Source organism: Marinobacter sp. LV10R520-4, assembly GCF_002563815.1.
In the GTDB taxonomy this organism is placed as follows: Bacteria; Pseudomonadota; Gammaproteobacteria; order Pseudomonadales; family Oleiphilaceae; genus Marinobacter.
Window position 1 is genome coordinate 1,227,683 of record NZ_PDJM01000001.1, and the last position, 22,503, is coordinate 1,250,185.

Sequence of the window (22,503 nt, forward strand, 5' to 3'; positions counted from 1 at the left end):
GCAGACGCGGCGACGTTCAATAAACAAAATCGTTACTTCACGCTGCAAATCAACAGGAGTTTTTATGACACTGACACTGAACATTGTGACCTGTAGCACCCGCCCTGGCCGCATAGGGCCGTCGATTGCCCAGTGGTTCCTGGAGTACGCCCGTGAACATTCTGCATTTGACTGCCAGTTGGTAGACCTGGCCGATTTCGAACTTCCGGTTTACAACGAAGCCAAACACCCCGCGACAGGCATTTACGAGCACGAACATACCCGTAACTGGGCTGCCAGTGTGAACAGCGCAGATGCTTTCGTATTCGTGATGCCGGAATACAATTTCTGCCCGCCGCCGTCATTCGTGAACGCTCTGAACTACGTGTACACCGAGTGGAATTACAAGCCCTGTGGCTTCGTCAGCTATGGCGGTGCCGCCGGCGGCGTGCGTGCAGCCCTGCTGGCGCGGCAACTGGTCACCACCCTGAAAATGATGCCTATGGTAGAAGGGGTGATGGTGCCCATGGCCTGGAACCAGATTGATGACAGTAAAGTGTTTCATTCTAACGAGCTGATTGATCCGTCTGCCACTGACCTGCTGGTGGAGCTTGAGAAATGGGCCAAAGGCCTGAAAGCCATGCGATAACACCGCATTCACCCGCTTTAAAAATGCAAAAAACAGAGCTTCGGCTCTGCCTTTTTTGATAGCACCGGGTTAGGTCTACCGAGTCAAATCAGGTCGTTCACCACGCTGATACGTACCGGCAAACCCTGGCGCACCGAGGCGCCACTGACGTTTTCCAGCCAAGTGGCGGTTCCGCTTTTACGGGTGGGGTCGGCAAAGCCCAGATCGTTCAGGTTCACGCCAGCGCCCAGGTATTCGTTGCCCGGGCGCTTCTCGCCATCAATCACATGGGTACCCGCGCCCAGTTCGCGATGACCGTAGCCATGCTCGATACCCAACGCTCCCTGGTGTACGTGCTCACCCACCAGAGCCAAGGCAATCACCCTGCCTCCGGGGCTCTCAATGGCGATGGCGTCACCGTGTTTCACACCGTATTTTTCGGCATCTTTGTAGTGCAGCAGTACCGGGTTATAAGGTTTGATCATGCGCAGCCGTTCCAGACCAATAGCATAGGAGTTCATCAGGTTGGACTTGAACGAGAACGCCAACAGCGGCCAGTCTTCCTGGGTAAAATGATCCCGCAACGCCGAGCCGTCCCAGAACCTGGGCGGATGGAACATGGGCGTACCCACAAGGCGTTTACCGCTGTAGCTGTCGATGGTGGTGCCCACCTCTTCGTTGTACACGCACAGCGGGCGAGTCCAGGTGTGGCCGAGTTTCTGACCGTCATAAGCCTTTTTCATTTTCTCGAAGCGACCACCGCGGGAGTACAGGTGCGCCACCGGGCCCACTTCGTCCGCCGCCAGAGTGCCTTGCAAACGCTTCATTAACGGCTCAATACCGGATGCGTGGATGTCCTCTGCGGAGGCATCTGCCAGTGGTTTACCTGCCAGCGCAATGTTCGCCGCCGCCCTTAAATAGTAGTCTTCAGCGCGGTTCAACGGATGGTTCTTGCCGTCGGCGCCGGCGATGGCGTTGTCGCCAAAGCCCGGTAAATCAAGCCGTTTGGCCAACTCGATAAAGAAGCTGTCCATGCTGACCGGCTCACCGGCGGCGGTTTTTGCCTGGCGTGGCTCAACCACCGGCCAGCAGGCGGTGGTCATTTTGGTCACGGTGCCACTCCAGGCGCCGGTGAAGCCCCAGACTTCGTACATGACCGAATCCGGCACAATGTAATCGGCGTAACGGTTGGTTTCGTTGATAAAGCCGTCCACAGCCACGTACAGGCCAATGTTTTTCGGATCTTTCAGCTTGCTTTCAATCATCTCGGTCAGGCCCGCCTGGCCGTAGAGCGGATTTGCCATTACTCCGATCATGGCTTTGATGTGATACGGGTAGCCGTCAATACCGGATAACAGGTGCTCGGTCAGAATCGGCGGTGCCAGCTTGCGCCAGGGGGCTTTGGCCGGATACGGCAATTCTCCGTTGGCCACATGGCGTTTGTATTCCGAGGTTTTCTCGTAGGGGAAACGCGAACGCGACAAAAACACGCCCTTGGGGCCGATCTTGCCGGGGAAGCCGTCCAGATCGTAGCGCGGGCCACTGCCCATGCCGTTGTACTTGACACCACCCACGGCCATGCCGCCTTTCTGATTGTAGCTTCCGGCCAGCAAGTTGAGCATATTCACGCCCCAGGAGGCATAAAAGCCAGAGCCGGACATCATGCCGCCGTGAGCGTCCGCTGCGGCCTGGCGGCCAAAACGGGCAAAGCGCTTAGCCAGGGCCTTTATGGTAACGGCCTCTATGCCACAGTAATCCGCGTACTCCTCAATGCTGTGGGCCTGTGCCTGCTGGCGCAATTTGAACAGCGAGCTGCGCACGGTGGCGCTGCCATTTGCAGTGTCCACCTGGCGCTCCACAAACAACTGCCCACGGCTGGCGGCTTCGGCGCTTTCAAGATCGCCGGCGTTATTGACCACCACAGGGTGATCGCTTTCAGATCCTGCTTCGGCCTGGCCAAGGTCAGACAAACGCAGAAAGTGGCCGGCCCGTGGGTGGCTGTCGTCATCAATCACCAGGTGGGTGGCATTGCTGTGCCCTGCTTCGCCGGCGGCGTTGGCCGCGGTGTTGCCCGGCAGTGCCAGGTAATCCGCCGCGTAGCCGTTATTTTCCAGCATCCAGCGAATCAGGCCCATGGCCAGCGCGGTGTCGGTGCCCGGCAGAATGGAAATCCAACGATTACGATCGCTGGCGGCGTGGGATGCGGCCGCGTTCAGGGCCGGGTCTACCACCACGTATTCCAAAGAGCCAGTGCTACGGGCTTGCGCCAGCAAGCGGCCCTGACGCTTGAACGGGTTACCGGCCTGGCTGGGTGCGGTACCAATAAACAGGGCAAATTTTGTATTGGCGAAGTCTGGTTTCACGTGGGCGTTTTTAGCCAGATCGTTCATCAGCGCGCCAGAACCCATGCGGAACGCCAGGCCACAATAAGCGCCATGATGGCCGTAGTTGCGGGTACCAAAGGCGTTAAAGGCAAAGCGCTTGAGCAGTGCGGAACGGCCGTAGTCGGTGGCCTCCATCATCAGCAGCTGGTTGGCTTTGGGACCGTATTCGGGGTTGTTGGCGTCCAGCGGGGTTTCAACGTCGCGAATGGCGCGCAGGCCTTCTACCGCGCCTTCCGCAAACAGGTCACCGCCTTCCACAATCTCGTCCAGCAGCTGCTCGAATGAAACGGTCTGCCACTGGCCACTGCCGCGAGGACCCACCCGCTTCAGGCACTGCAATACCCGCTTGTCGCTGGTGAGCTGAGCCATGGCGGCGTTGCCGCGGGCGCAGGCGGTGGAGCGGTTGAGCTGGCCCTGATCCTGAAAACTGCTCAGGCCCTTGAGGGCGTCCAGCACCGGGATGTCTTCGTCCAGATGCTCGTCTGCAGACAGCGGGTGGTAAGGGTTACCCGACACCCGCAGAACTTTTTCCTCATTGTTATCAATACGCACCCGCACGCCGCACTGGGTGGTGCAGCCGTAGCACACGGTAAAGGCAATGCGCTGGTCCGGGTTGAGTGTAATCTCGCCGGTTTGCGGGTCTACGCTGTATTCCGGCGACAAGCTGTTGCCGTGCAGGCGGTCGGCGGTTTTCTTACCGGCGGTGCCGTTAATCAGGCCCTTGCCCATTTTTTCCAGCGGACCGTAATAGCCGGCCCCAAACGCTGCTATACCGCCAGCGGCGGCAGCACCTTTGATCAGATTACGACGATTCTTGTCCATTTATAAACTCCTCAAGACGCCGGCTGCGGACGTTATTGCGGCGGCAGCCTGGGCCGAAAATCAGTGTGCGCGCACCTGCATGCCTTTTTTCCAGGGCACCAGGATGTCGATAATCAACAGGGCCGCCAGCCACAGGCCAAAGGTGCCGATAATGCCCATAAATCCGTAAGAGCCGGCTTCGATGGCGTATTGGTAGTAACCAGCCGTGTTCTTGGCCACGGTCTGCACTTCCATCAGAACCATCCAGCGGAAGGTCCAGCCCACGTGCAGCGCCAGTAAACCTACCAGCCAGCCAAAACCCAGCCAGCTTTGTTTTTTCAGCAACACCGCCGCTGACAGTGCCAGCGCGATACCGGCCAGCAGGCCCCACACCGCAACGGCGGTCCACTGGGGCGAGTTTTTAACAGAGGCAAAAGCTTCCTGAACCGACGGGCTGTAACCGGTAATGCCCTCGGTCAGCCACAGGGCCGCAACCACTGCCGCCAATATCATGCCGACAAAGATCACCGTCAGACCCTGGAGGTTCACGTCTTCGTCGTTGCCGGTCATCAACCGGTTCAGTAGCAATATCAGACCCGCCGCGGCAATCAGCCCGGTGATCACAAACATCACTGGTAGCCACTCGGTATGCCACAGCGGACGGGATTGAAGAACCGCCACTTCGGCGCCGGTGTAGAGCATGATGCCAAACGAAAATACCAGCGCGCCCAAACCAGCCAGCACCAGCATCCAACGCGGCGCCTGCCACTGACCCAGGGCAATCCAGCCAGATACTCTAGCCATCCAGCCGTCTTCCTGAGCCTGTTCCTGCATCGCAGGGCGCCAGGCCAACCAGGCGTAAGCGACCACCAAAACCAGATACAGCGGCAACAATAAACTGCCAATAGACATCCAGGACCAGGGCGTGATGTTGGTGTAGAAGTGCCAGAACCTTAGCGGCTGGTGCAAGTCTGCCAACAGGGCTACCGGGCCCACCAGAGTGCAGCTAACGCTGACCAGCAGGGCAATTTTAGCCAACGGTAAAAACCGCTGTTTGCCCAGCAGCAAACCAGGCACGGTCAGCATCAACGCCGAGTAGGAAATGGCGATCATAAAAAAGTACTGCACCGCCCAGGGATACCAGGCCATAGCATAACGCGGTGTTAAAACCTCAATGACCATGGAATTCATAGCCCATCTCCTCACCTTGTGGGTCGCGCACATCCCAGAGTGCCGGCTTGGCGTCGGGGCGTGATATGAAACGGTCATCCATACCCAGATAGAACACATGGGGAGAGGTGCCCTGCTCGGGTTTCAATACCATCAGTTCTTTTGAGTGTTCAGCAATCATCTGGCTGATCCGGCTGTTCGGGTCACGAATATCGCCAATAATACGGGCACCGCCCACGCAGGATTCCACACAGGCTGGCAACAAGCCCACGTCCAGACGGTGGGCACAGAAAGTGCACTTGTCAGCGGTTTGAGTGTGTTCGTTAATAAAGCGGGCGTCATACGGGCAAGCCTGTACGCAGTAGGCGCAGCCGACGCAGACGTCGTTATCCACCACCACAATGCCATCTTCACGCTGGAAGGTAGCCTGAACCGGGCAAACCGGCACGCAGGGCGGTGAGTCACAGTGGTTACACAAGCGCGGCAACATGAACGTGGCTATGTCGCCGCTGTCTTCGTGCTCCACTTCGTACTGGGACACGATGGTGCGGAAACTACCTAGGGGCGCCTCGTTTTCAATGTGGCACGACACAGTGCAGGCCTGGCAGCCAATACAGGCGCGCAAATCAATCAACATGGCGTAACGCTTAGTGGGGTCGCCCTCACGCCTTGGGGGTTGGTCATTAATACCGGCAGCAGCAATGCTACTCAGCGGCACCAGGGCAGCGCCCGCGGTGAGCTTGGCCATTTGCCCCAGCAGAGCTCGGCGCGTGGTGTCCATGGGTTCTCCGGCGTGTGGTCAAAGCTGACGGGAATGTTTAGTAAGCAGGCTAACATTTGGTTCAACGCTTTATTTGACCACTATCAAGTTTCACCGCAAGAGGTACAACAAATAGTCACAAGTACGAAGTGCCGGCAAATCCCGCCAATACGGGGTTTGCATCAAAATCTCTGCACCATTTGCATCAATTGACACCAATCAACTCGACGCTATCTTTTAGCGTTCAAACGGTGTGCTTTCTTAACATTTTGTTAAATTAGCGAATAAGACAGATCGGTTACAAAAACCGGCGATAAGAGATCAATATGCAACAAGGAATAGTGTTATGAAAAAACGTCCATTAGCAATCGCCATAATTGCTGGCTTGGGTATGGTGGCAGGTGTCGCTGCCGCTGATGACCTGCAGCAAAAAGCCGCCGCTATGTTCAGTGCCATTCCCCAGTACCCTCCGGTAATTGACGGCAACGAAATGACCGACGCCAAAATTGAGCTGGGCAAGATGCTGTTTTTTGAACCGCGCCTGTCGGCCAGCCATTTGATCAGTTGCAACACCTGTCACAACGTTGGCATGGGCGGGCACGACTACCTTCCAGTGTCTATCGGCCACGGCTGGCAAAAAGGCCCGCGCAACTCACCCACCGTGTTCAACGCGGTATTTAACGCTGCCCAGTTTTGGGATGGCCGCGCCGCTGACCTGGCCGAGCAGGCCAAAGGTCCAATACAGGCTGGCGTAGAAATGGGCAGCACGCCGGAGCGGGTAGAAGACACTCTGAACAGCATGCCCGACTACGTTGAGCGCTTCCGCCAGGCCTTTCCGGGCCAGGAAAGCCCGGTGTCGTTTGACAACATGGCAACCGCCATTGAAGCCTTCGAAGCAACCCTGATTACTCCCGACTCCAACTTCGACAAATACCTGCGCGGCGACACCGGCGCTCTGAATGCGGAAGAGCAAGAAGGTTTAGCGTTGTTTATGAACAAGGGCTGCGTGGCCTGTCACGCCGGCACTAATCTAGGCGGCCAGGGCTATTACCCGTTCGGCCTTGTGACCAAACCAGGCGCCGATATTCTACCCACCGGCGATAAAGGTCGCTTTGCCGTTACGGCAACCGCAACCGATGAGTATGTATTCCGTGCGGCGCCTCTGCGCAACATTGAGCTGACGGCGCCTTACTTCCACTCTGGCGCGGTCTGGAGCCTGGAAGAAGCGGTTTCCGTAATGGGCACCGCGCAGCTGGGTTCCGAGCTTGCAGAGGATGATGTGAAGTCCATTACCGCGTTTCTGAAAACCTTGACCGGCAAAATTCCGGCCGTACAATATCCGGAACTGCCACCAAGCACTGACAGCACACCGCGCCCAGACCCAATGACACCGTAAACTGGCCGTAGTAAGCTGACCGGAAAACCGGCATCTACAAACATCGCCGTATCCTGCTTCAACATACACAAGGGTACGACGGTGTTTTTTCAGCTTACGAGGCTTTATGACTGTTACCGCACCTACCCCTTCAGAATCCGCATCAGCATCGTCCGTCAACCCGGTGCTTGACCTGCTTAGCCGCCACCGTTCCATTCGCAAGTTTACTGACCAGAAGATTCCGGCCGAGCTGCTGTCTAACCTGCTACACGCCGGCCAATGCGCCGCCACCTCCAGCCACGTGCAGGCTTACACGCTGCTTCACGTCGTCGATACCGCCAAGCGCGAGCGTTTGGTAGAGCTGACCGGTGGCCAAGGCTACGTCGCTTCCGCCTCGGACTTTTTCGTGTTCTGCGCCGATATGAAGCGCCCGACCGAAGCTGCCGCAAGAGCTGGCGCCGAGATAATTACCGGCACCACCGAGCAGTTGCTGGTGGCCAGCATAGACGCAGCAATGATGGCGCAGAACCTTGTGGTGGCAGCAGAATCTGAAGGGCTGGGCATTTGCTACATCGGTGGTATTCGTAATGATCCGGCTGCCGTCAGCGACCTGCTGGACCTGCCCGATCAGGTGTATCCGGTATTCGGCCTGTGTCTGGGTTATCCGGACCAGGATCCCCAGGTGAAGCCACGCCTGCCACTTAGCGTCATCGTGAAAACGGACAGTTACAACAGCGAGCAAGACAGCGAGCTGATTGATGGCTTTGACGCCACTATGGAAACTTATTACAGCGAGCGCCTCGGCGGTAATAAGTCCAGCAACTGGTCGAAGCAGCTTAAACCCCTGTTCACCAGCAAGCTGCGCCTGCATCTGAAGGAGTTTCTAGAAAAACGCGGCTTGGGTCGGCAGTAGGCGGTATAGAAAATCGGGGACAGATTTTAAATCTGTCCCTGGTTCCCGTATCAGGGCGTAACCTTCTCCCACACTGTTAGCTCTGACAGGCTGTGCTGGTATTTATTGCGGGTCTCGCGAATCACGAACGGCAGGCTGCGCGGCGCGCTCATCAAACGGAAATGCGGCGCCAGCAAGTCTTTCAAACCGTCCAGAGTGCTGTAGTTTTCGCCGTCTTTCTTGTAACCACCTACCCACTTGTCCTTCGGAGTGTATTCCTCCAGCCAGGTATAGGGCGATGCAATCACCAGCACGCCGTTGTCGTTCAGACGCTCGTGAATGCGAGTCAGAAACTGCGCCGGATCGTACAGGCGGTCAATCAGGTTGCCAGCCACAATCAGGTCATAGTTGTTGAACAACGGTTTCAGGTTACAAGCGTCGCCCTGATGGAACACCACACGCTCGGCAGACTCGGTCAGGCCCAATTCCTCTAGGGTGCGCTCGTGGTAACTCACCAGGTCACCCTCTTCCGGGCGGGCATAGCGAATCACCTTCTGTTCTGCCATCTCCACTCCTTTCTGGATGAAATTGGCTGAAAAGTCGATGCCGTCCACATGCTCAAAGCGGGTAGCCAACTCAAAACTGGTGCGGCCGCAAGCGCAGCCGATATCCAGGGCGCGGCCGTAGCTTACGCCACTTTGGTCAGCCGCTGAGCGCTCGTCGAGGGCTGCGATACCCGCCATCGCCAGTTCTTTGGGAAAGTTGGCTTCACCGTGCCAGTTTTCGCCGAAATTAAATTCCGAGTACTGGGCAAGAATGACATCGTTTTCGTAATACGCGCTGGGGTTCTTCAATTCGGCCTCCGAAGCCACATAGCGGAATCCCGCATGCTGGAAGAAATGGCGGCGGAACGCATAGCGGGCACTGAGCCGCGCCTCGTTACCGCAAGAAATCCACGACCCGCCTTTAATCAGGTTGTGGCGATTATCAAATGTGGGTGTGGTGAAATCATCGTACAACGGATGCACCTCAAACCCGGCAAACGGATACATCGGCGTTTCAGTCCACTGCCACACGTTACCGACGACATCAAACCACTGGCCGTGGCGGAAGCGAGTAACCGGGCAGGAAGACGCGCCATGGTCCAGATGCAAGTTGGCCGCTGCGGGCCCGGCGCCTACTTCCGCTACCTGAGCCACGTCGACCAGGCGGTGCCATTCGTCTTCGGTGGGCAGGCGTACCGGGCGGCCACCATCCACGGTTTTCCATTCGCAGAAGGCTTTGGCTTCGTGGTAATTCACTTCCGCGGGCCAATCCCACGGCATTTCAACTTCTTCGGTCATTAACCGCAGAAACCATTGATTGCGCCACACCCAGAAAGTGGGGTGGCTGGCCTTAGCAAATGCGCGCCAGCCCAAGCCTTCTTCGCTCCAGTAAGCATCTTTGCTGTAGCCGCCGGCTTCAACGAATTCCAGAAACTCCTGATTGCTCACCAAATATTTTGACGCATCAAACGCGTCTACGCTGGCTTGATGGCGGCCATATTCATTGTCCCAGCCATAGTAATCACTATCAGCTGGCAGGCCCAACGCCACATCGCCCGCCGCCACCGGCAGCAGCTCGTTCTGCGGAGCTTCCCCGCTTTGGGTGTTGGGCGCCCACTCTGGCTGCGGCTGCACATACTGCAGCTTTTGCTGGCGAATCAGCACCGATGAGGTCTCCATGTGAATGCGCTCGTGATCGATGCCCATCAAAATCGGCCATAACGGGCTCTTCCAACCCACCGGCAACTGCAAGGGCAAGGTGCGGATGAGATCCACCACCATGGCCCGAACTTTCTGACGATAGGCCATAACCGCCGAAACCTTAGGCCAGGCGTAGTGGTCTTCGTTCAGGTCGTCCCAACTCATTTCATCCACGCCCACCGCAAAAATCGACTCCATCTCTGGGTCAATGCGCTCGGGCAGAATTTTCGCCAGCACCAGCTTGTTCACAAAGAAAGTCGCTGTATGGCCCAAATAAAACATCAGCGGATGGCGCAGCGGTATCGACTTCTTAAAATAAGCCTCTTCAACGGCCAGCGTTGTAAACAGTGATTCATAGGTGTCAAAAGTGTCGCAAAAAGAGCGCTCGATTTCCTCGCGTTTTTGCTGCACATTACCCTCGGCCAGGTTGACCGTGCGGCTGAACAGCTCAGCCGGCTTGATGGCAGGGTCCGGCGCGGCAACCAACTCAGCGGTTTTTTCAGTCACAATTCTCTCCTGATTCCTTTCTAATTCTAATTATTTCAGCGGGTTAACCTTAAACTCTGAAGTACCCTCAGGGAAATGACCCGCGGGCAAATACTGATTGGGGGAAATGTACGCTGATGCCCGGGAAACAGCTTCATTCGACGCGGACATTTTCTGCATCAGAGTACAGATTCCACCGCCTGCGTTACCTGTTTGTCGCCAGGGCGCACGCTGCTTGAGAAAGACCCCACTACCTGGCCGCGATCGTTCAACAGGTATTTTGTGAAATTCCACCGCGGCGGCTGGCTCTGTTGATTAATATGGGCGAACACAGGCGTTGCGCCGGCACCGGTGACCGACCCGGGGGCTATCATGGTGAAGGTAACGCCGAAATTTTTGAAACAGATGGTGGCCGCTTCCTCTTCGGTGTCTGCCTCCTGACGAAAATCGTTGCTGGCAAAACCAACCACCACCAGGCCTTCTTTACCATAACGCTGATGCAGCTGTTCAAGGCCTTCGAACTGGTTGGTAAAACCACAAAAGCAGTGTAACTGCTGACTGGCCACCTGAACATAATGCGTATCCTGTTATTCTTACTAATAGTAGAAGAAGTTACGGGCTCACGACCGCAACGGTTTGCTGCGCCGCCGCTCTTTGCCGCCGGGAAACAAATAAATCCTCAGGAGCCAAACCATGACATTACCAATTTTTCACGTATTTCTGTCCCACGGACTGGAAAGTGGCCCCGACAGTACTAAGATTCAAACTATGAAAGCGGTCGCGGAAAAATACCCGGGCGTGGTGGCCGAAGCGGTAGACCATCGCAGCAGTAAAGACCCGACAACCCGCCTGAAGCAGATGCAGACAGCCATAAAGCGGTCTGGGGCTGATCCTCAGCGCACCGTATTGGCAGGGTCCAGCATGGGCGGCTGGGTGTGTGCGCAAACGAGCGCATTGACCCCGGTACTGGGCTGTTTTCTATTAGCCCCTGCGCTGGCACTCATGGGCTATCCACAATCCAGGCCGCAGATTTGTGCCACTTTCAGCCAAATTATTCATGGCTGGGAAGATCACGTTGTACCAGTAATGCCTGTGTTGGAGTTGGCTCAACAGCAAGGCATCAGCGCCATTGTGCTGAACGATGGCCACCGGCTCGAAAACAGCTTACAGCGAATAACCCAAGAGTTTGAACGTTTTTTATTAGCATGCCTGAAAGGCCATAATACGCCTTAATACCAAGAAGTTATTGACTAGAAAAAAGACAGCAAGCGAAGCTTAAGTTTTTATCCGTAAACTTGCGCTTCACTCTGTGTTTTGCCAGTCTAAAGACAGAAGAATAACCAATTCAGAAAAAGAAGCGGAGATTACGCGATGAGCAGCATGAGTAAATTCAAGAAACTGGCCGGTATTTCAGCACTGACGTTTGCGGCCCTCACCGCAGCGAATTCGGTGAACGCTGCCAATTGGCGTTACGCCCATGAAGAATACGAAGGCGATGTTCAGGACGTTTTCGCTTACAGCTTTAAAGAATACATCGAAGACAACTCCAAAAACACGGTACAAGTTTACCGCTTCGGTGAACTGGGCGAGTCTGATGACATCATGGAGCAGACCCAGGCCGGCATTCTGAATTTTGTAAACCAGTCGCCCGGTTTTACCGGGGCCCTGATTCCAGAAGCGCAAATTTTCTTTATCCCGTATCTGTTGCCTACAGACATGGGAACGGTGGTTACCTTTTTCCGTGAAAGTAAGGCTATCAACGAAGACTTCCCTAAACTTTACGCAGAAAACGGCTTGAAGTTGCTGCAGATGTATCCGGAAGGTGAAATGGTCGTCACGCTCGACGAGCCCTTTACGACCCCGGCAGAGCTGCAAAATAAGAAGATTCGCGTGATGACTAACCCGTTGCTGTCGGAAACCTACTCCGCTTTTGGCGCCACGCCTACGCCCTTGCCTTGGGGTGAAGTTTACGGCGCGCTGCAGACCAATATGCTTCAGGGCCAGGAAAACCCGATTTTCTGGATTCAGTCCGGCGGTCTTTACGAAGTGTCACCTAACCTGGTCTTTACCGGTCACGGCTGGTTCACCACCGCAATGATGGCCAACCAGAATTTCTACAACGGCCTTTCAGATGCAGACAAAGAGTTGGTGAATAAAGCATCTGACCACGCCTTTGAAGAAATTCTTGTTCATATCGACGGCCTGGCGGATGAAGCTCTGGCAAAAATCCAGGCTAGCAGTGACGAAGTCACCGTTACACGCCTGACCGAAGAGCAGATCGACGTGTTCCGCAAGCGCGCCCCGCAGGTCGAGGCCAAGTTTGTTGAAATGGCCGGCGATAGTGGTCAAAAGCTGCTGAACCAATTCAAGCAGGATTTGCAAGACGTCCAAAAATAACGGATCGTTATTTTTTGCAGCCCCTGGCCTCGCGGGCACTTGCCTGCGGGGCCCAAAAACTCACCCCGCCCAGCCGGGGTTTCCCCCCTACCGGCCGAGACTTTGCCACTCCGGAGCATAGCCCATGACCGAGAACTCCCCGGATTTAGACGACACTGGCCATTATGACTCGGGACTACCCGGCTTTTTGGGCATCATCGATGAGTGGATTGCTAAAACCGAGGCGGTAATACTTGCCGCCGGCATTATTTTGATGGCACTGAACACCTGCGTGAACGTGATTGCCCGCTTCGTATTCGGCGAAGGCATGTTTTTCTCGGGCGAGATCAACCGTATCCTCATTATTCTGGTCACCTTCGCCGGCATTGGCTACGCAGCCCGCCACGGACGCCATATTCGCATGTCTGCGATTTACGACGCCTTTCCCGCCAAGGGCCGCAAAGTGCTGATGATTATCATCGCGCTGTTTACGGCCGCGATGATGTTCTTCCTGTGTTATCACTCCTTCGGCTACATCGTCACTTTGTACGATCGCGGTCGGATACTACCCGCGTTGGGCATAGACATTTGGATGATCTACATCTGGGCACCCATCGGTTTTGCCGTTACCGGCATTCAGTATTTGCTAACCGCCGTCAAAAACGTAACCAGCAAAGACGTGTACTTATCCACCGGTGTGGTGGACGGCTATGCAGAGACCGAAACCGAAGTTTAAAGCAGCCCGAATCAGACAAGACCCTGAGCAGACCACAAAAGGCAAGAATCATGGCAACAATACTGATGGTCATTATGATCGGGCTCCTGCTAATGGGCTTCCCGATGATGATCCCGCTAACAACCGCTGCTGTTGTCGGCTTTGTAATGATGTTCGACGGCTTCAGCCAGATGGGCACTTTTATTCAGCAGATGATGGGCGGCATTCGCCCCGCGTCGCTGATTGCGGTGCCGATGTTCATTTTGGCAGCGGACATTATGACTCGTGGCCAGTCTGCTGATCGCCTGATCAATATGGTGATGGCGTTTATTGGCCACATCAAAGGCGGGCTGGCTATTAGCGCGGCCACCTCTTGCACCCTGTTCGGCGCGGTGTCGGGCTCTACCCAGGCCACCGTGGTGGCGGTGGGTTCACCGCTGCGGCCGAAAATGTTGAAGGCGGGTTATTCCGATTCCTTTACCCTGGCGCTGATTATTAACGCCAGTGATATTGCGTTTTTGATCCCCCCCAGCATTGGCATGATTATTTATGGGGTTGTCTCGCAAACCTCCATTGCCGAATTGTTTATTGCCGGTATTGGCCCGGGCATCATGATTCTGTTCATGTTTTCGCTTTACTGCCTGTTCTACGCCTATAAGAACAACGTGCCCACCGAACCCAAGGCTACCTGGGGCGAACGCGGACGCGCCGTGCGGGAAGCCCTGTGGCCGCTATTTTTCCCGGTTATTATTGTGGGTGGTATTTACGGCGGTATTTTCAGCCCCACCGAAGCAGCCGCGGTATGCGTGTTGTATGCCTTCTTGCTGGAATTTCTGATTTTCCGTTCGCTGAAACTCCCGGATATTTACCGCATTGCCAAATCCACAGGTCTGATCACCGCCGTGGTGTTTATTCTGGTGGCCGTGGGTAACGGCTTTTCATGGATCCTGTCGTTTGCACAGATCCCTCAGGCCATTCTGGAATCTGTAGGCATTAATGAGGCCGGTCCGGTTGGCGTACTGGTTACCATCTGTGTCGCGTTTTTTATCGCCTGCATGTTTGTGGACCCGATTGTGGTGATTCTGGTGCTGACGCCGATATTTGCGCCGGCCATTCAAGCCACCGGGCTAGACCCGGTACTGGTGGGTGTACTGATCACCCTGCAGGTGGCCATCGGCTCTGCCACACCGCCATTTGGCTGCGACATATTTACCGCCATCGCCATTTTCAAGCGGCCTTATATGGATGTGATTCGCGGCACACCGCCGTTCATTGTGATGCTTATCACCGCTGCCGGATTGATTATCGCGTTCCCGCAGATTGCACTGTTCTTGCGCGACCTGGCCTTTCCGGCCTAATCAGGAGACAACGGAATGTTCAAACGCATATTAGTCGCCATCGATGGTTCAAAAAACTCAATGAACGCGCTGGACAACGCCATCAGCTTGCAAAGGCTGATTCCTGACGTCGAAATTTTTTTATTGTGCGTGTACAAGCACCACAGCCTGTTTGAGGCATCGTTGTCGATCAATCGTCCTGACAGCATGGACATCCCCGACAAGGTGCTTTCAGAGTACGCCAAGGAGGTTGTAAATCACGCCAAAGAACATGCCAAGGAGCAGAACGCCACTCATGTCCGCGGTTTTGTCAAAAGCGGGCGGCCGTCCAAAGTGATCGTACAGTTCGCCCAGGACAAAGAAGCCGACCTGATTGTGGTGGGCACCCGCGGCACCCATAGCGACAAAGACGGCATGTTTCTGGGCAGCGTGTCGCACCGGGTTACCAGCCACGCCAAGTGCCCGGTGCTGGTAGTCTGACTGGCCCAACCTCAACCGCTGGAAGACACCTCCACGCGGTTGCGGCCGTTTCGTTTTGCTCGATAAAGCGCCTTATCGGCCAGCCCCATCAGCTTTTCTGGATAATCTGGTCCATTGAAAAGTAAAGATGGGCAATGCCGTATTCGGTTGTGTTGGCAGAAGGGTCCTCTGGTATTTCCAGCTGCAACAAACCAATGATGCACACATTCCTGCCACGATCAGAGATTTTTTAGAATATAAGATACCTCTGCACCGAACTCACCAAACTGGTAAATCTGCCAGTCGCCGGCCGGCAGTGTTACTCGGTACTACACGTTGTTAAGACCATTCCGGTCGGGTGGGTTTGAGAGGAAATCGATGGCAGATTACTGATTCAGGGCGGACGTTTCTGTCCATGTAGGGACACCGTTGGTGTCTATCGGGGAGTCGCCCCAGCGATATTCCCAGCCTTCGGTGACCGGTTGACTGGCAGCAGAGGCAACTGAAGAACCTATCGCCAACCAAAACAGGGCAGCAACAATGAGGCACGGGAGTGTTAGACGAAGGGGCGCCAGAAACATCGAAATAAGCTGCCTTAAGGCTATGATGATCTTATGAGTGTAGATCATTGGCACGCCGGGCAGCTACTTTCACAACAGGTCGGATTAACGACCCGACTTCAATTTTTCCCAATACTTGGCGTAAACCTGCATTGCTTCATCGCCAATGTCGGTCTGGAATTCAGCGTTCACCATGTCTGCCGCCGTGGGGTAGCTGGCGCGATCGTTGGCAACCGTATCGTCTAGCAGCTCACGGGCAGGCAGCACCGGTGTGGCATAGCCAATATCTGTACTGATCAGGGCAGCAATTTCCGGGCGCAGCACAAAGCTGATGAATTTGTGGGCGGCATCTGGGTTCTTCGCATTCTTCGGAATGACGAAGCTGTCGAGCCACACGATAATGCCTTCTTCCGGATACACGTATTCCAGCGATTCCAGGACTTCTTTGCCCATCACCGCTTCACCGTTCCAGATCATGCCTATGTCCACTTCGCCTTCCAGAAACGGCATGCGCGGGGCATCGGAGTTGAAGGTTCTTACCGAAGGCATCAGTTCGGTGAGCTTTTCATAGGCCTCTTTAATCTGCTGCGGGTCGGTGCTGTTACCGGAGTAGCCCAACACCCGCAGCGCCACGTGAAACACCTCGCGCATGTCGTTGGTCAGAATGACGCGGCCGCTAAAACGCTCTTCCCACAAATCAGCCCAGGCGGTGACGGGCTCACCGTTAATGGTCGCGGTGTCTACGCCCAACCCGGTGGTGCCCCACATGTAGGGCACGCTGTATTCATTGCCCTTATCGATATCCAGATTGATCAGCTCCGGATCCAGCTGGTCAAAGCCTTCAATCTTGCTGCGATCAATCGGCATCAACAGGCCTTCGTTGCGCATTTTGCTCACGAAGTAGGTAGACGGCACAGCCAGATCGTAGGCGGCGCTGTCGTCCAGCAATTTCAAACGGGCGTACATGGCCTCGTTGCTGTCATAGGTGGTGTATACCACCTGTATACCGGTTTCTTCCTCGAAGCGGGTCATCACTTCCTGAGGCATGTATTCAGACCAGTTGTACAGGTTCAGTACCTTGGGCTCTTCCGAGCTACAGCCCACAAGGCCAGCCGTCAGTATTCCCGCCAGTGCCAGTTTTTTCATTGTTTATTCCTCGTCAATATCCATTGCGACAACAACAGCATCACCAGTGAAAACACCAGCAACAAAGTGCCTAAAGCGTTCACTTCAGGTTTCAGGCCTACACGCACCATGGAGTAGATGCGCAGGGGCAATATTTCGTAACTGGGTCCGCTAACAAACGTGCTGACCACCACGTCATCCATGGACAGTGTAAAACCCAGCAGCCAACCTGCCAGCAACGCCGGCATAATCACCGGAATCAGCACGGTACGAGTCATGGTAAAGTCGCTGGCGCCTAAATCACGTGCAGCTTCCGGCAAGCGTTCATCAAATCCGCTGAGCCTTGCCATTACGGTAATCACCACGAACGGCAAACAGAAGGTGACGTGGGCCAGCAGTAACGACACATAGCCCAGCTGGATACCCGCCAGCAAAAACAGGCCCAGCAAGGATATTGCCAGTACGATTTCGGGAGACATCATCACCACAAACAACATGCCTTTCAGCGCTTTTTTACCGCGGAAACGATAGCGATGCAGCGCCAGCGCCGTCAACGCGCCAATCAGGGTAGACACGGTCGCGGCTGTGAGCGCCAGGAACAGCGAGTTACCCAAGGCTTTCATCATTGCGTGGTTGTTAAACAGCGATTCGTACCAGCGCAGGCTAAGCCCGCCCCAGCTATAGCCGGTGCGTGAATCGTTAAACGAGAACACCACCAACACGGCGATGGGGATGTACAACAGAAGGTAGACCAGCGCCAGGTAGGTCCGCGGTAGCCAGCCCATCAGGAACTCTCCTCGCCGAGGCGCTGTTTGCTCAGGCGGTGGGCAAACATCAACAGCGCCATGGTCAGGGTAAGCACGATGCTGGCGGCAGCACCAAAGGGCCAGTTGCGGGCGTCCAGAAACTGGTTTTTGATCACGTTGCCCACCAGCAGGTTGCGCGAGCCACCGAGTATGTCAGGCACAAAAAACAGCCCCATGGCCGGCAGCAACACCAGCATAACGCCAGCCAAAACACCCGGCAGGGTGAGCGGAATAATCACATTTGTGAAAGTGGCAAAGCGCCCTGCGCCAAGATCGTGGGAAGCCAGCAGCACGTCCTGACGTAAATCATCAAACACCGCGTACAGAGGCAAAATCATAAACGGTAGCAGCAGATACACCAGTCCAACAATCACCGCGCCCTGGGTGTACAGCATTTGCAAGGGTTCAGAAATCCAGCCCAGCCACAGCAGAGCGCTGTTCAGCAGGCCGTTGGCGGCCAGAATCAGCTTCAGAGCGTAAATCCGCACCAGCGAATTGGTCCAGAAGGGTATGATCAATAAAAATATCAGCAGCATCTGCCGGCGTTTCTGCACTTTGGACAGCGCCCAGGCAAACGGATAGCCAATCAGCAGGCATATCGCTGTGGTCAATGTCGCCATCCACAAGGAGTGTAAAAACACGTCCAGATACAGCGGATTGAACAACTGGCGGTAAGCATCCAGGTTCAGTGGCAAGGCGATAAATGTGGACGGGTCGCGGGTCATCACACTGGCACCCACCACCAGCAGGTTGGGCGCCAGAACCAGAAACAGCAGCCAACCCCACACCAGCACCAGAACAGCGGTTTTAAAAGGCTGTTGCCTAATGCTCAGCATCATCGGCGGCCTGCTCCTCTTCGTCGGTCAGCGGTTGGTCTTGTTCTTCGGCCAACAGCCATTCCCAGCCGTCTACCCAGCTAACCCGCACCTTCTCGCCAATGTTGTAATCGAAGGTAGGGTCGTCTTCATCAAAAAATTCGCTGGCCATCACCTGGCTGCCGTCTTCCAGTTCAATCACCGAATCCAGCGTACTGCCTTTGTAATTGCGTTCGACGATCTCGCCAGCCACGCCTTCGCTGTCGTCTGGCGCCAGCACGCGGATGTCTTCCGGGCGCAGCAGTACGTGGAGTGACTGGTTCAGGGTGACACGGAATGAAGGCTTGTTCAGTACCCGCTTCAGGCCGAACACATCCACGCTGATCTCGCGATCGCTAATGCTGGTGACCTGTCCCGGAAAAAAATTGGTCTGCCCCACAAAGCGCGCGGTAAACAAGTTGGCAGGGCGTTCGTAAACTTCCCGCGGTGTGCCCAGCTGTTGAATATAGCCGTCTTTTAGCACCGCAATGCGGTCTGACATAGACAGCGCTTCTTCCTGATCATGGGTCACGAACACAAAGGTAATGCCCAGTTCACGCTGCAGGCGCTTGAGTTCTACCTGCATGGTGCGGCGCAGTTTGTAATCCAGTGCGGACAAGGGTTCGTCCAGCAACAGCATTTTTGGCCGCTTTACCACCGCGCGGGCGATCGCTACCCGTTGCTGCTGGCCGCCAGACAGCTGGTGCGGCTTACGGCTGACGAAATCTTCCAGCTGCACCATCGCCAAAACTTCTGCTACCCGTTCGCGGATTTCCGCCGTTGGACGCTTTTCCATTTTCAAACCATAGGCTACGTTGTCATACACTGACATATGAGGAAAAAGAGCGTAACTCTGGAATACGGTATTAAGGGGGCGCTGTTCGGGAGGCTGGTCGGTAATGTCGACTCCGGCGAGGGTAACGGTGCCGTTATCGGGAAGCTCAAACCCCGCCATCATTCTCAACAGGGTGGTTTTGCCGCAACCGGAGGGGCCTAGCAGGGTGATGAACTCACCGTCAAAAATATCCAGCGTGAGCGAATCCAGTACGGTTTTACCGTCGAACTGTTTGCTGATTGTGCTCAGCGAAAGTAACGTTTTTTCCATCAAACCAGCCTAAATCGAAACGGTGTCACCGTGGGTAAACGCAAAAAACAAAAGGGGCGTGAGGATAATCCACAACGCCCGCAGTTGCATTCTTTTTAACCAGTTTTTGACTCTACCAAATCCTGGTGTTCCGCCTGTTTATTCGTTAGCAACCGAGTTCAGATACGCCTTGTCAGAAATGTTAGTCCACTGGCGCACCTGCTTCAGGTACTCCTGCTGGGAGGTAATGATTTCTTTTGCCAGCGGGTCTGCGTCGCTGGCCTCTTGCAACAGTCTTTTGGTGACGTCGCGCAGAGCGCTGATTACTTCTGGCGGGAAAATTTTGTGGGTTACGTCCGGGTAGTCCTGCTGCATACGGCTCCAGGCCACACCGCTTTCATGGGTGCTCTGGATGTACATATCATAGGCCGCAGTGCGCATGGCCACACGCAGAATTTCCTGCAGGTCTTCTGGCAGCTTGTTCCAGGTTTTCTCGTTAATCAGAAATTGGACCTCAGCGCCGGGTTCCTGCCAGCCGGAATAATAGTATTTGGCAATCTGGTGAAAGCCCATCTGCAAATCCAGAGCCGGGCCTACCCATTCAAGGGCGTCAATCGTGCCTCGTTCAAGAGCGCTGTAGAGCTCGCCCGGTGGAATGTTGGTCACCGCCACACCGAGTTCAGCCATCACTTCACCAGCAAACCCCGGGGTGCGCATCTTGATGCCCTTTAGGTCATCCAGTGAGGTGATTTCCTCACGAAACCAGCCGCCCATCTGGTTGCCGGTGTTGCCACCAGGAAACGACAGCAGGCCAAAAGGCTGGTAAACCTTCTCGGCCAGCTCCATACCGCCACCGTGATAGAACCAGGCGTATTGCTCTGGCGCTATCATGCCAAACGGCACGGTGGTGAAGTACATGGCGTTAGGAATGCTGCCCTTGTAGTAATAAGAGGCCGTGTGGCCCATGTCGTATTGGCCGTTGCGCACCAGGTCAAAAATGCCAAAAGGCGCTTTGTGCTTGTTCGACGAATCGATGCGGATCTGGAGGCGGCCTCCCGACATGGTTTCCGCCATCTCTGCCATGTGTTTGGTGGTTTCCCCCAATATGGGCGAGTTGGGGCCCCATGTTTCCGCCAGTCGCAGGCTATAAGTTTCCTCAGCCAGTGCTGAGGATGTGGCCAGGGTAGCGGCCAGGGCCAAAGAGGCCACGATCAGTTTGCGCATTTTTATGTCACCTTTTTTTGTAGTTGCGTTTAAATTTTGAAGTTTCCGATCAAATGTCGCAAAGATTCACTCAATCTCGCCAGTTCGTGGCTAGCCTCATGGGTCTGACCAACCCCAGTATCGCTTTGCTGAGCCGCATCGACAATACGCACCACGTTTTGGTTTATCTCTTCGGCAACCTGGCTTTGTTGCTCGGACGCGGTGGCAATCTGGGTGATCTGATCGTGTATCTGCCCAACCGAGGTTTCAATGGTGGCTAAAGCCTGAGCAGCATGGCTGATACGCTCGATGGTTTCAGCCGAACGCTCCCGCGACTGGTTCATACGCTCGGCGGCGGCACGGGATTCGGTCACGAATCCGTCAATCATCTCGCGAATCTGGTCCGCCGATTCGGCACTGCGCCGGGCCAGCTGGCGCACTTCGTCAGCGACTACCGAAAAGCCGCGGCCGTGTTCACCCGCCCGAGCTGCTTCAATCGCCGCGTTCAGCGCCAACAGGTTGGTCTGGTCGGTCACCGCATGAATCACATCCAGTATCTGCTGAATATTGTCTGAGCGTTCCGCGAGTGAGTTAATAGTGGTGGCACTGGCCTGGATTTCATCAGAAAGCTGATGCACGGCTTGCTGCGCGGAAGCGATGGTCTTACCGCCTTCCCGAGCCATGCGATCGGCATCGGATGCGGAACTTTCAACATCGTTGGCGTTGCCGGAAATCTGCTGGATAGTCGCCACCATTTCATGGATCGCCGATGCAATCTGATCGGTTTCCGAACCCTGCCGCTGAACCGATGCGCGGGTTTCGTTGGCCACGCTGCTTAGCTCTTCGGCAGCTGACGCCACCTGATCGGTGGTGGTCGATACCTGGCGAATGGTGTCCTGGATTTTGATCACAAAGGCATTAAACCGGCGCCCCAGTTCCGCCAGCTCGTCGTCGCCCTCGGCGGGCAGACGCTTGCGCAGATCTCCATCGCCGTTGGCGATGTCTTCCATCAGGTCACTTACAGTCTTCAATGGCCCGGTCACCGTGCGCCCCACAAACACACCAATGAACACCGCCAGCAAAACAATCACGGCGGCAGCCATGGCAATAAACCCAAGAGCCTCGGCCAGCTTGGCGTCGGTGTCGGTTTTTACAACAGCCAGCTGCCGGTCGATATCAGTGGTATAGACTCCAGCGCCGATCATCCAGCCCCAGTCGGGAATGGTAGTGGTATAGGAAATTTTCGGTTCTTCCTCGCCACTGGCCGAATTTAGCCAGTCATAGCCATGAAAACCATCGCCGTTGGTCGAATCAAACAAAGACCGCACAAGACTAATGGTGCTCGGGCTAGACACAACACCTTCTTTACTTGGGTCAGGGGCATAAGCAAGGTTTCTAAACTGGCCAGGGCCGGTGCGCTCGTAGGCGTAAATATAGTTATTGCTGTCAAAACGAATGGCCCTCAGCCGGTTTGCGACCGCCTCCTTGGCCTCACGCTCACTCAGTAAAGGGTTGTTTTTAGCCTCCAGAGCTACAATCTTGGCTACATCTACCAGCGTTTTTAGCCCGTCTTTTCGGGACTCAAGCAGGCTCTCTCCCAGCTGCTCCAGCTGCGCAAGTTGGCTTTGTTCGTTGCTACGGAGCTGTTCAAAGGTGATGAAACTGATGGCTGCCGCAGTGAGCAGAACAGGAATCAGAGCGATAAGTAAGAGACGCGTGCGAACACGAAGGCGGCTTAGCAGGCCCATTAAAATGCATCCTTTC

The 22,503-nt window shown here is 55.3% G+C and carries 18 protein-coding genes and 1 pseudogene; 8 read left to right on the forward strand and 11 right to left on the reverse strand.

Translation table 11 applies throughout. The features are described 5' to 3' along the window. Positions 1-64 precede the first annotated feature (64 nt). The gene (locus ATG98_RS05815) at positions 65-628 is read left to right on the forward strand and encodes an NADPH-dependent FMN reductase (protein WP_098419883.1); all 564 of its coding nucleotides are present in this window, start codon (positions 65-67) and stop codon (positions 626-628) included. An 83-nt stretch (positions 629-711) separates the two neighbouring features. Here the strand turns inward: ATG98_RS05815 and ATG98_RS05820 are convergent, their stop codons facing one another. Genes ATG98_RS05820 through ttrB form a run of 3 tightly spaced genes read right to left on the reverse strand, consistent with a single transcriptional unit; the run spans position 712 to position 5,743 of the window. After that, entirely contained in the window at positions 712-3,813 is a 3,102-nt protein-coding gene (locus tag ATG98_RS05820; protein ID WP_098422371.1) for a molybdopterin-dependent oxidoreductase, read from the reverse strand. 60 nt (positions 3,814-3,873) lie between these two features. Beyond that, a complete protein-coding gene (gene nrfD / locus ATG98_RS05825; RefSeq protein WP_098422372.1) occupies positions 3,874-4,983 on the reverse strand; it encodes an NrfD/PsrC family molybdoenzyme membrane anchor subunit in 1,110 nt (369 codons plus the stop codon). Next, positions 4,964-5,743 carry a tetrathionate reductase subunit TtrB gene (gene ttrB / locus ATG98_RS05830; RefSeq protein WP_098422373.1) on the reverse strand — a complete coding sequence of 260 codons (780 nt, stop codon included), beginning with the start codon at positions 5,741-5,743 and terminating at the stop codon, positions 4,964-4,966. The genes nrfD and ttrB overlap by 20 nt, the downstream gene beginning before the upstream one ends. A 325-nt stretch (positions 5,744-6,068) precedes the next feature. Here ttrB and ATG98_RS05835 point away from each other — a divergent pair, with 325 nt between their 5' ends. Together ATG98_RS05835 and nfsA are read left to right on the forward strand one after the other, a co-directional pair. Further along, positions 6,069-7,118, forward strand: coding sequence for a cytochrome-c peroxidase (locus ATG98_RS05835; RefSeq protein WP_098422374.1), 1,050 nt, complete (start codon positions 6,069-6,071; stop codon positions 7,116-7,118). Between the two features lie 106 nt (positions 7,119-7,224). Continuing rightward, the gene (gene nfsA / locus ATG98_RS05840) at positions 7,225-8,010 is read left to right on the forward strand and encodes an oxygen-insensitive NADPH nitroreductase (RefSeq protein WP_098422375.1); all 786 of its coding nucleotides are present in this window, start codon (positions 7,225-7,227) and stop codon (positions 8,008-8,010) included. Between the two features lie 50 nt (positions 8,011-8,060). Here nfsA and ovoA read toward each other — a convergent pair whose 3' ends face one another. Together ovoA and ATG98_RS05850 are read right to left on the reverse strand one after the other, a co-directional pair. After that, a complete protein-coding gene (gene ovoA, locus ATG98_RS05845; RefSeq protein WP_098422376.1) occupies positions 8,061-10,241 on the reverse strand; it encodes a 5-histidylcysteine sulfoxide synthase in 2,181 nt (726 codons plus the stop codon). Between the two features lie 158 nt (positions 10,242-10,399). Beyond that, a pseudogene (locus ATG98_RS05850) lies at positions 10,400-10,762 on the reverse strand (glutathione peroxidase); the annotation flags it as partial. 151 nt (positions 10,763-10,913) lie between these two features. On the opposite strand from ATG98_RS05850, the gene ATG98_RS05855 reads away from it, so the two are divergent. From ATG98_RS05855 to ATG98_RS05875, 5 genes are all read left to right on the forward strand, one after another. Beyond that, positions 10,914-11,453: a YqiA/YcfP family alpha/beta fold hydrolase gene (locus ATG98_RS05855; RefSeq protein ID WP_098422377.1), complete on the forward strand. Its 540-nt coding sequence runs from the start codon at positions 10,914-10,916 to the stop codon at positions 11,451-11,453. Between the two features lie 138 nt (positions 11,454-11,591). Next, entirely contained in the window at positions 11,592-12,617 is a 1,026-nt protein-coding gene (dctP, locus tag ATG98_RS05860) for a TRAP transporter substrate-binding protein DctP (RefSeq protein ID WP_098422378.1), read from the forward strand. A 124-nt stretch (positions 12,618-12,741) separates the two neighbouring features. Beyond that, a complete protein-coding gene (locus tag ATG98_RS05865; protein ID WP_098419889.1) occupies positions 12,742-13,332 on the forward strand; it encodes a TRAP transporter small permease in 591 nt (196 codons plus the stop codon). A 50-nt stretch (positions 13,333-13,382) separates the two neighbouring features. Beyond that, complete coding sequence (locus tag ATG98_RS05870) at positions 13,383-14,669, forward strand: TRAP transporter large permease (RefSeq protein WP_098419890.1); 1,287 nt, start codon at positions 13,383-13,385, stop codon at positions 14,667-14,669. Between the two features lie 15 nt (positions 14,670-14,684). Then, entirely contained in the window at positions 14,685-15,128 is a 444-nt protein-coding gene (locus ATG98_RS05875) for a universal stress protein (RefSeq protein WP_098422379.1), read from the forward strand. A 644-nt stretch (positions 15,129-15,772) separates the two neighbouring features. Here the strand turns inward: ATG98_RS05875 and ATG98_RS05885 are convergent. The 6 genes from ATG98_RS05885 to ATG98_RS05910 form a co-directional block, all read right to left on the reverse strand. Then, a complete protein-coding gene (locus ATG98_RS05885; RefSeq protein WP_098419892.1) occupies positions 15,773-16,813 on the reverse strand; it encodes an extracellular solute-binding protein in 1,041 nt (346 codons plus the stop codon). Continuing rightward, positions 16,810-17,577, reverse strand: a complete 768-nt coding sequence (gene potC / locus ATG98_RS05890) for a spermidine/putrescine ABC transporter permease PotC (RefSeq protein WP_098422380.1) — start codon at positions 17,575-17,577, stop codon at positions 16,810-16,812. The genes ATG98_RS05885 and potC overlap by 4 nt, the downstream gene beginning before the upstream one ends. After that, a complete protein-coding gene (gene potB / locus ATG98_RS05895; protein ID WP_098419894.1) occupies positions 17,577-18,437 on the reverse strand; it encodes a spermidine/putrescine ABC transporter permease PotB in 861 nt (286 codons plus the stop codon). Before potB ends, potC begins: the two co-directional genes overlap by 1 nt. Continuing rightward, positions 18,421-19,557 carry a spermidine/putrescine ABC transporter ATP-binding protein PotA gene (potA, locus tag ATG98_RS05900; RefSeq protein WP_098422381.1) on the reverse strand — a complete coding sequence of 379 codons (1,137 nt, stop codon included), beginning with the start codon at positions 19,555-19,557 and terminating at the stop codon, positions 18,421-18,423. Before potA ends, potB begins: the two co-directional genes overlap by 17 nt. Before the next feature lie 138 nt (positions 19,558-19,695). Beyond that, the gene (locus tag ATG98_RS05905) at positions 19,696-20,760 is read right to left on the reverse strand and encodes a TRAP transporter substrate-binding protein (RefSeq protein ID WP_098422382.1); all 1,065 of its coding nucleotides are present in this window, start codon (positions 20,758-20,760) and stop codon (positions 19,696-19,698) included. Positions 20,761-20,789: 29 nt separating this feature from the next. Beyond that, positions 20,790-22,487: a methyl-accepting chemotaxis protein gene (locus ATG98_RS05910; RefSeq protein WP_098422383.1), complete on the reverse strand. Its 1,698-nt coding sequence runs from the start codon at positions 22,485-22,487 to the stop codon at positions 20,790-20,792. Positions 22,488-22,503 lie beyond the last annotated feature (16 nt).

Bases quoted from the DNA above. Each gene is read 5' to 3' on its own strand.
- ATG98_RS05815 (WP_098419883.1), top strand. From the start codon at position 65: ATGACACTGACACTGAACATTGTGACCTGTAGCACCCGCCCTGGCCGC.
- ATG98_RS05820 (WP_098422371.1), bottom strand. From the start codon at position 3,813: ATGGACAAGAATCGTCGTAATCTGATCAAAGGTGCTGCCGCCGCTGGC.
- nrfD (WP_098422372.1), bottom strand. From the start codon at position 4,983: ATGAATTCCATGGTCATTGAGGTTTTAACACCGCGTTATGCTATGGCC.
- ttrB (WP_098422373.1), bottom strand. From the start codon at position 5,743: ATGGACACCACGCGCCGAGCTCTGCTGGGGCAAATGGCCAAGCTCACC.
- ATG98_RS05835 (WP_098422374.1), top strand. From the start codon at position 6,069: ATGAAAAAACGTCCATTAGCAATCGCCATAATTGCTGGCTTGGGTATG.
- nfsA (WP_098422375.1), top strand. From the start codon at position 7,225: ATGACTGTTACCGCACCTACCCCTTCAGAATCCGCATCAGCATCGTCC.
- ATG98_RS05855 (WP_098422377.1), top strand. From the start codon at position 10,914: ATGACATTACCAATTTTTCACGTATTTCTGTCCCACGGACTGGAAAGT.
- dctP (WP_098422378.1), top strand. From the start codon at position 11,592: ATGAGCAGCATGAGTAAATTCAAGAAACTGGCCGGTATTTCAGCACTG.
- ATG98_RS05865 (WP_098419889.1), top strand. From the start codon at position 12,742: ATGACCGAGAACTCCCCGGATTTAGACGACACTGGCCATTATGACTCG.
- ATG98_RS05870 (WP_098419890.1), top strand. From the start codon at position 13,383: ATGGCAACAATACTGATGGTCATTATGATCGGGCTCCTGCTAATGGGC.
- ATG98_RS05875 (WP_098422379.1), top strand. From the start codon at position 14,685: ATGTTCAAACGCATATTAGTCGCCATCGATGGTTCAAAAAACTCAATG.
- ATG98_RS05885 (WP_098419892.1), bottom strand. From the start codon at position 16,813: ATGAAAAAACTGGCACTGGCGGGAATACTGACGGCTGGCCTTGTGGGC.
- potC (WP_098422380.1), bottom strand. From the start codon at position 17,577: ATGGGCTGGCTACCGCGGACCTACCTGGCGCTGGTCTACCTTCTGTTG.
- potB (WP_098419894.1), bottom strand. From the start codon at position 18,437: ATGATGCTGAGCATTAGGCAACAGCCTTTTAAAACCGCTGTTCTGGTG.
- potA (WP_098422381.1), bottom strand. From the start codon at position 19,557: ATGGAAAAAACGTTACTTTCGCTGAGCACAATCAGCAAACAGTTCGAC.
- ATG98_RS05905 (WP_098422382.1), bottom strand. From the start codon at position 20,760: ATGCGCAAACTGATCGTGGCCTCTTTGGCCCTGGCCGCTACCCTGGCC.
- ATG98_RS05910 (WP_098422383.1), bottom strand. From the start codon at position 22,487: ATGGGCCTGCTAAGCCGCCTTCGTGTTCGCACGCGTCTCTTACTTATC.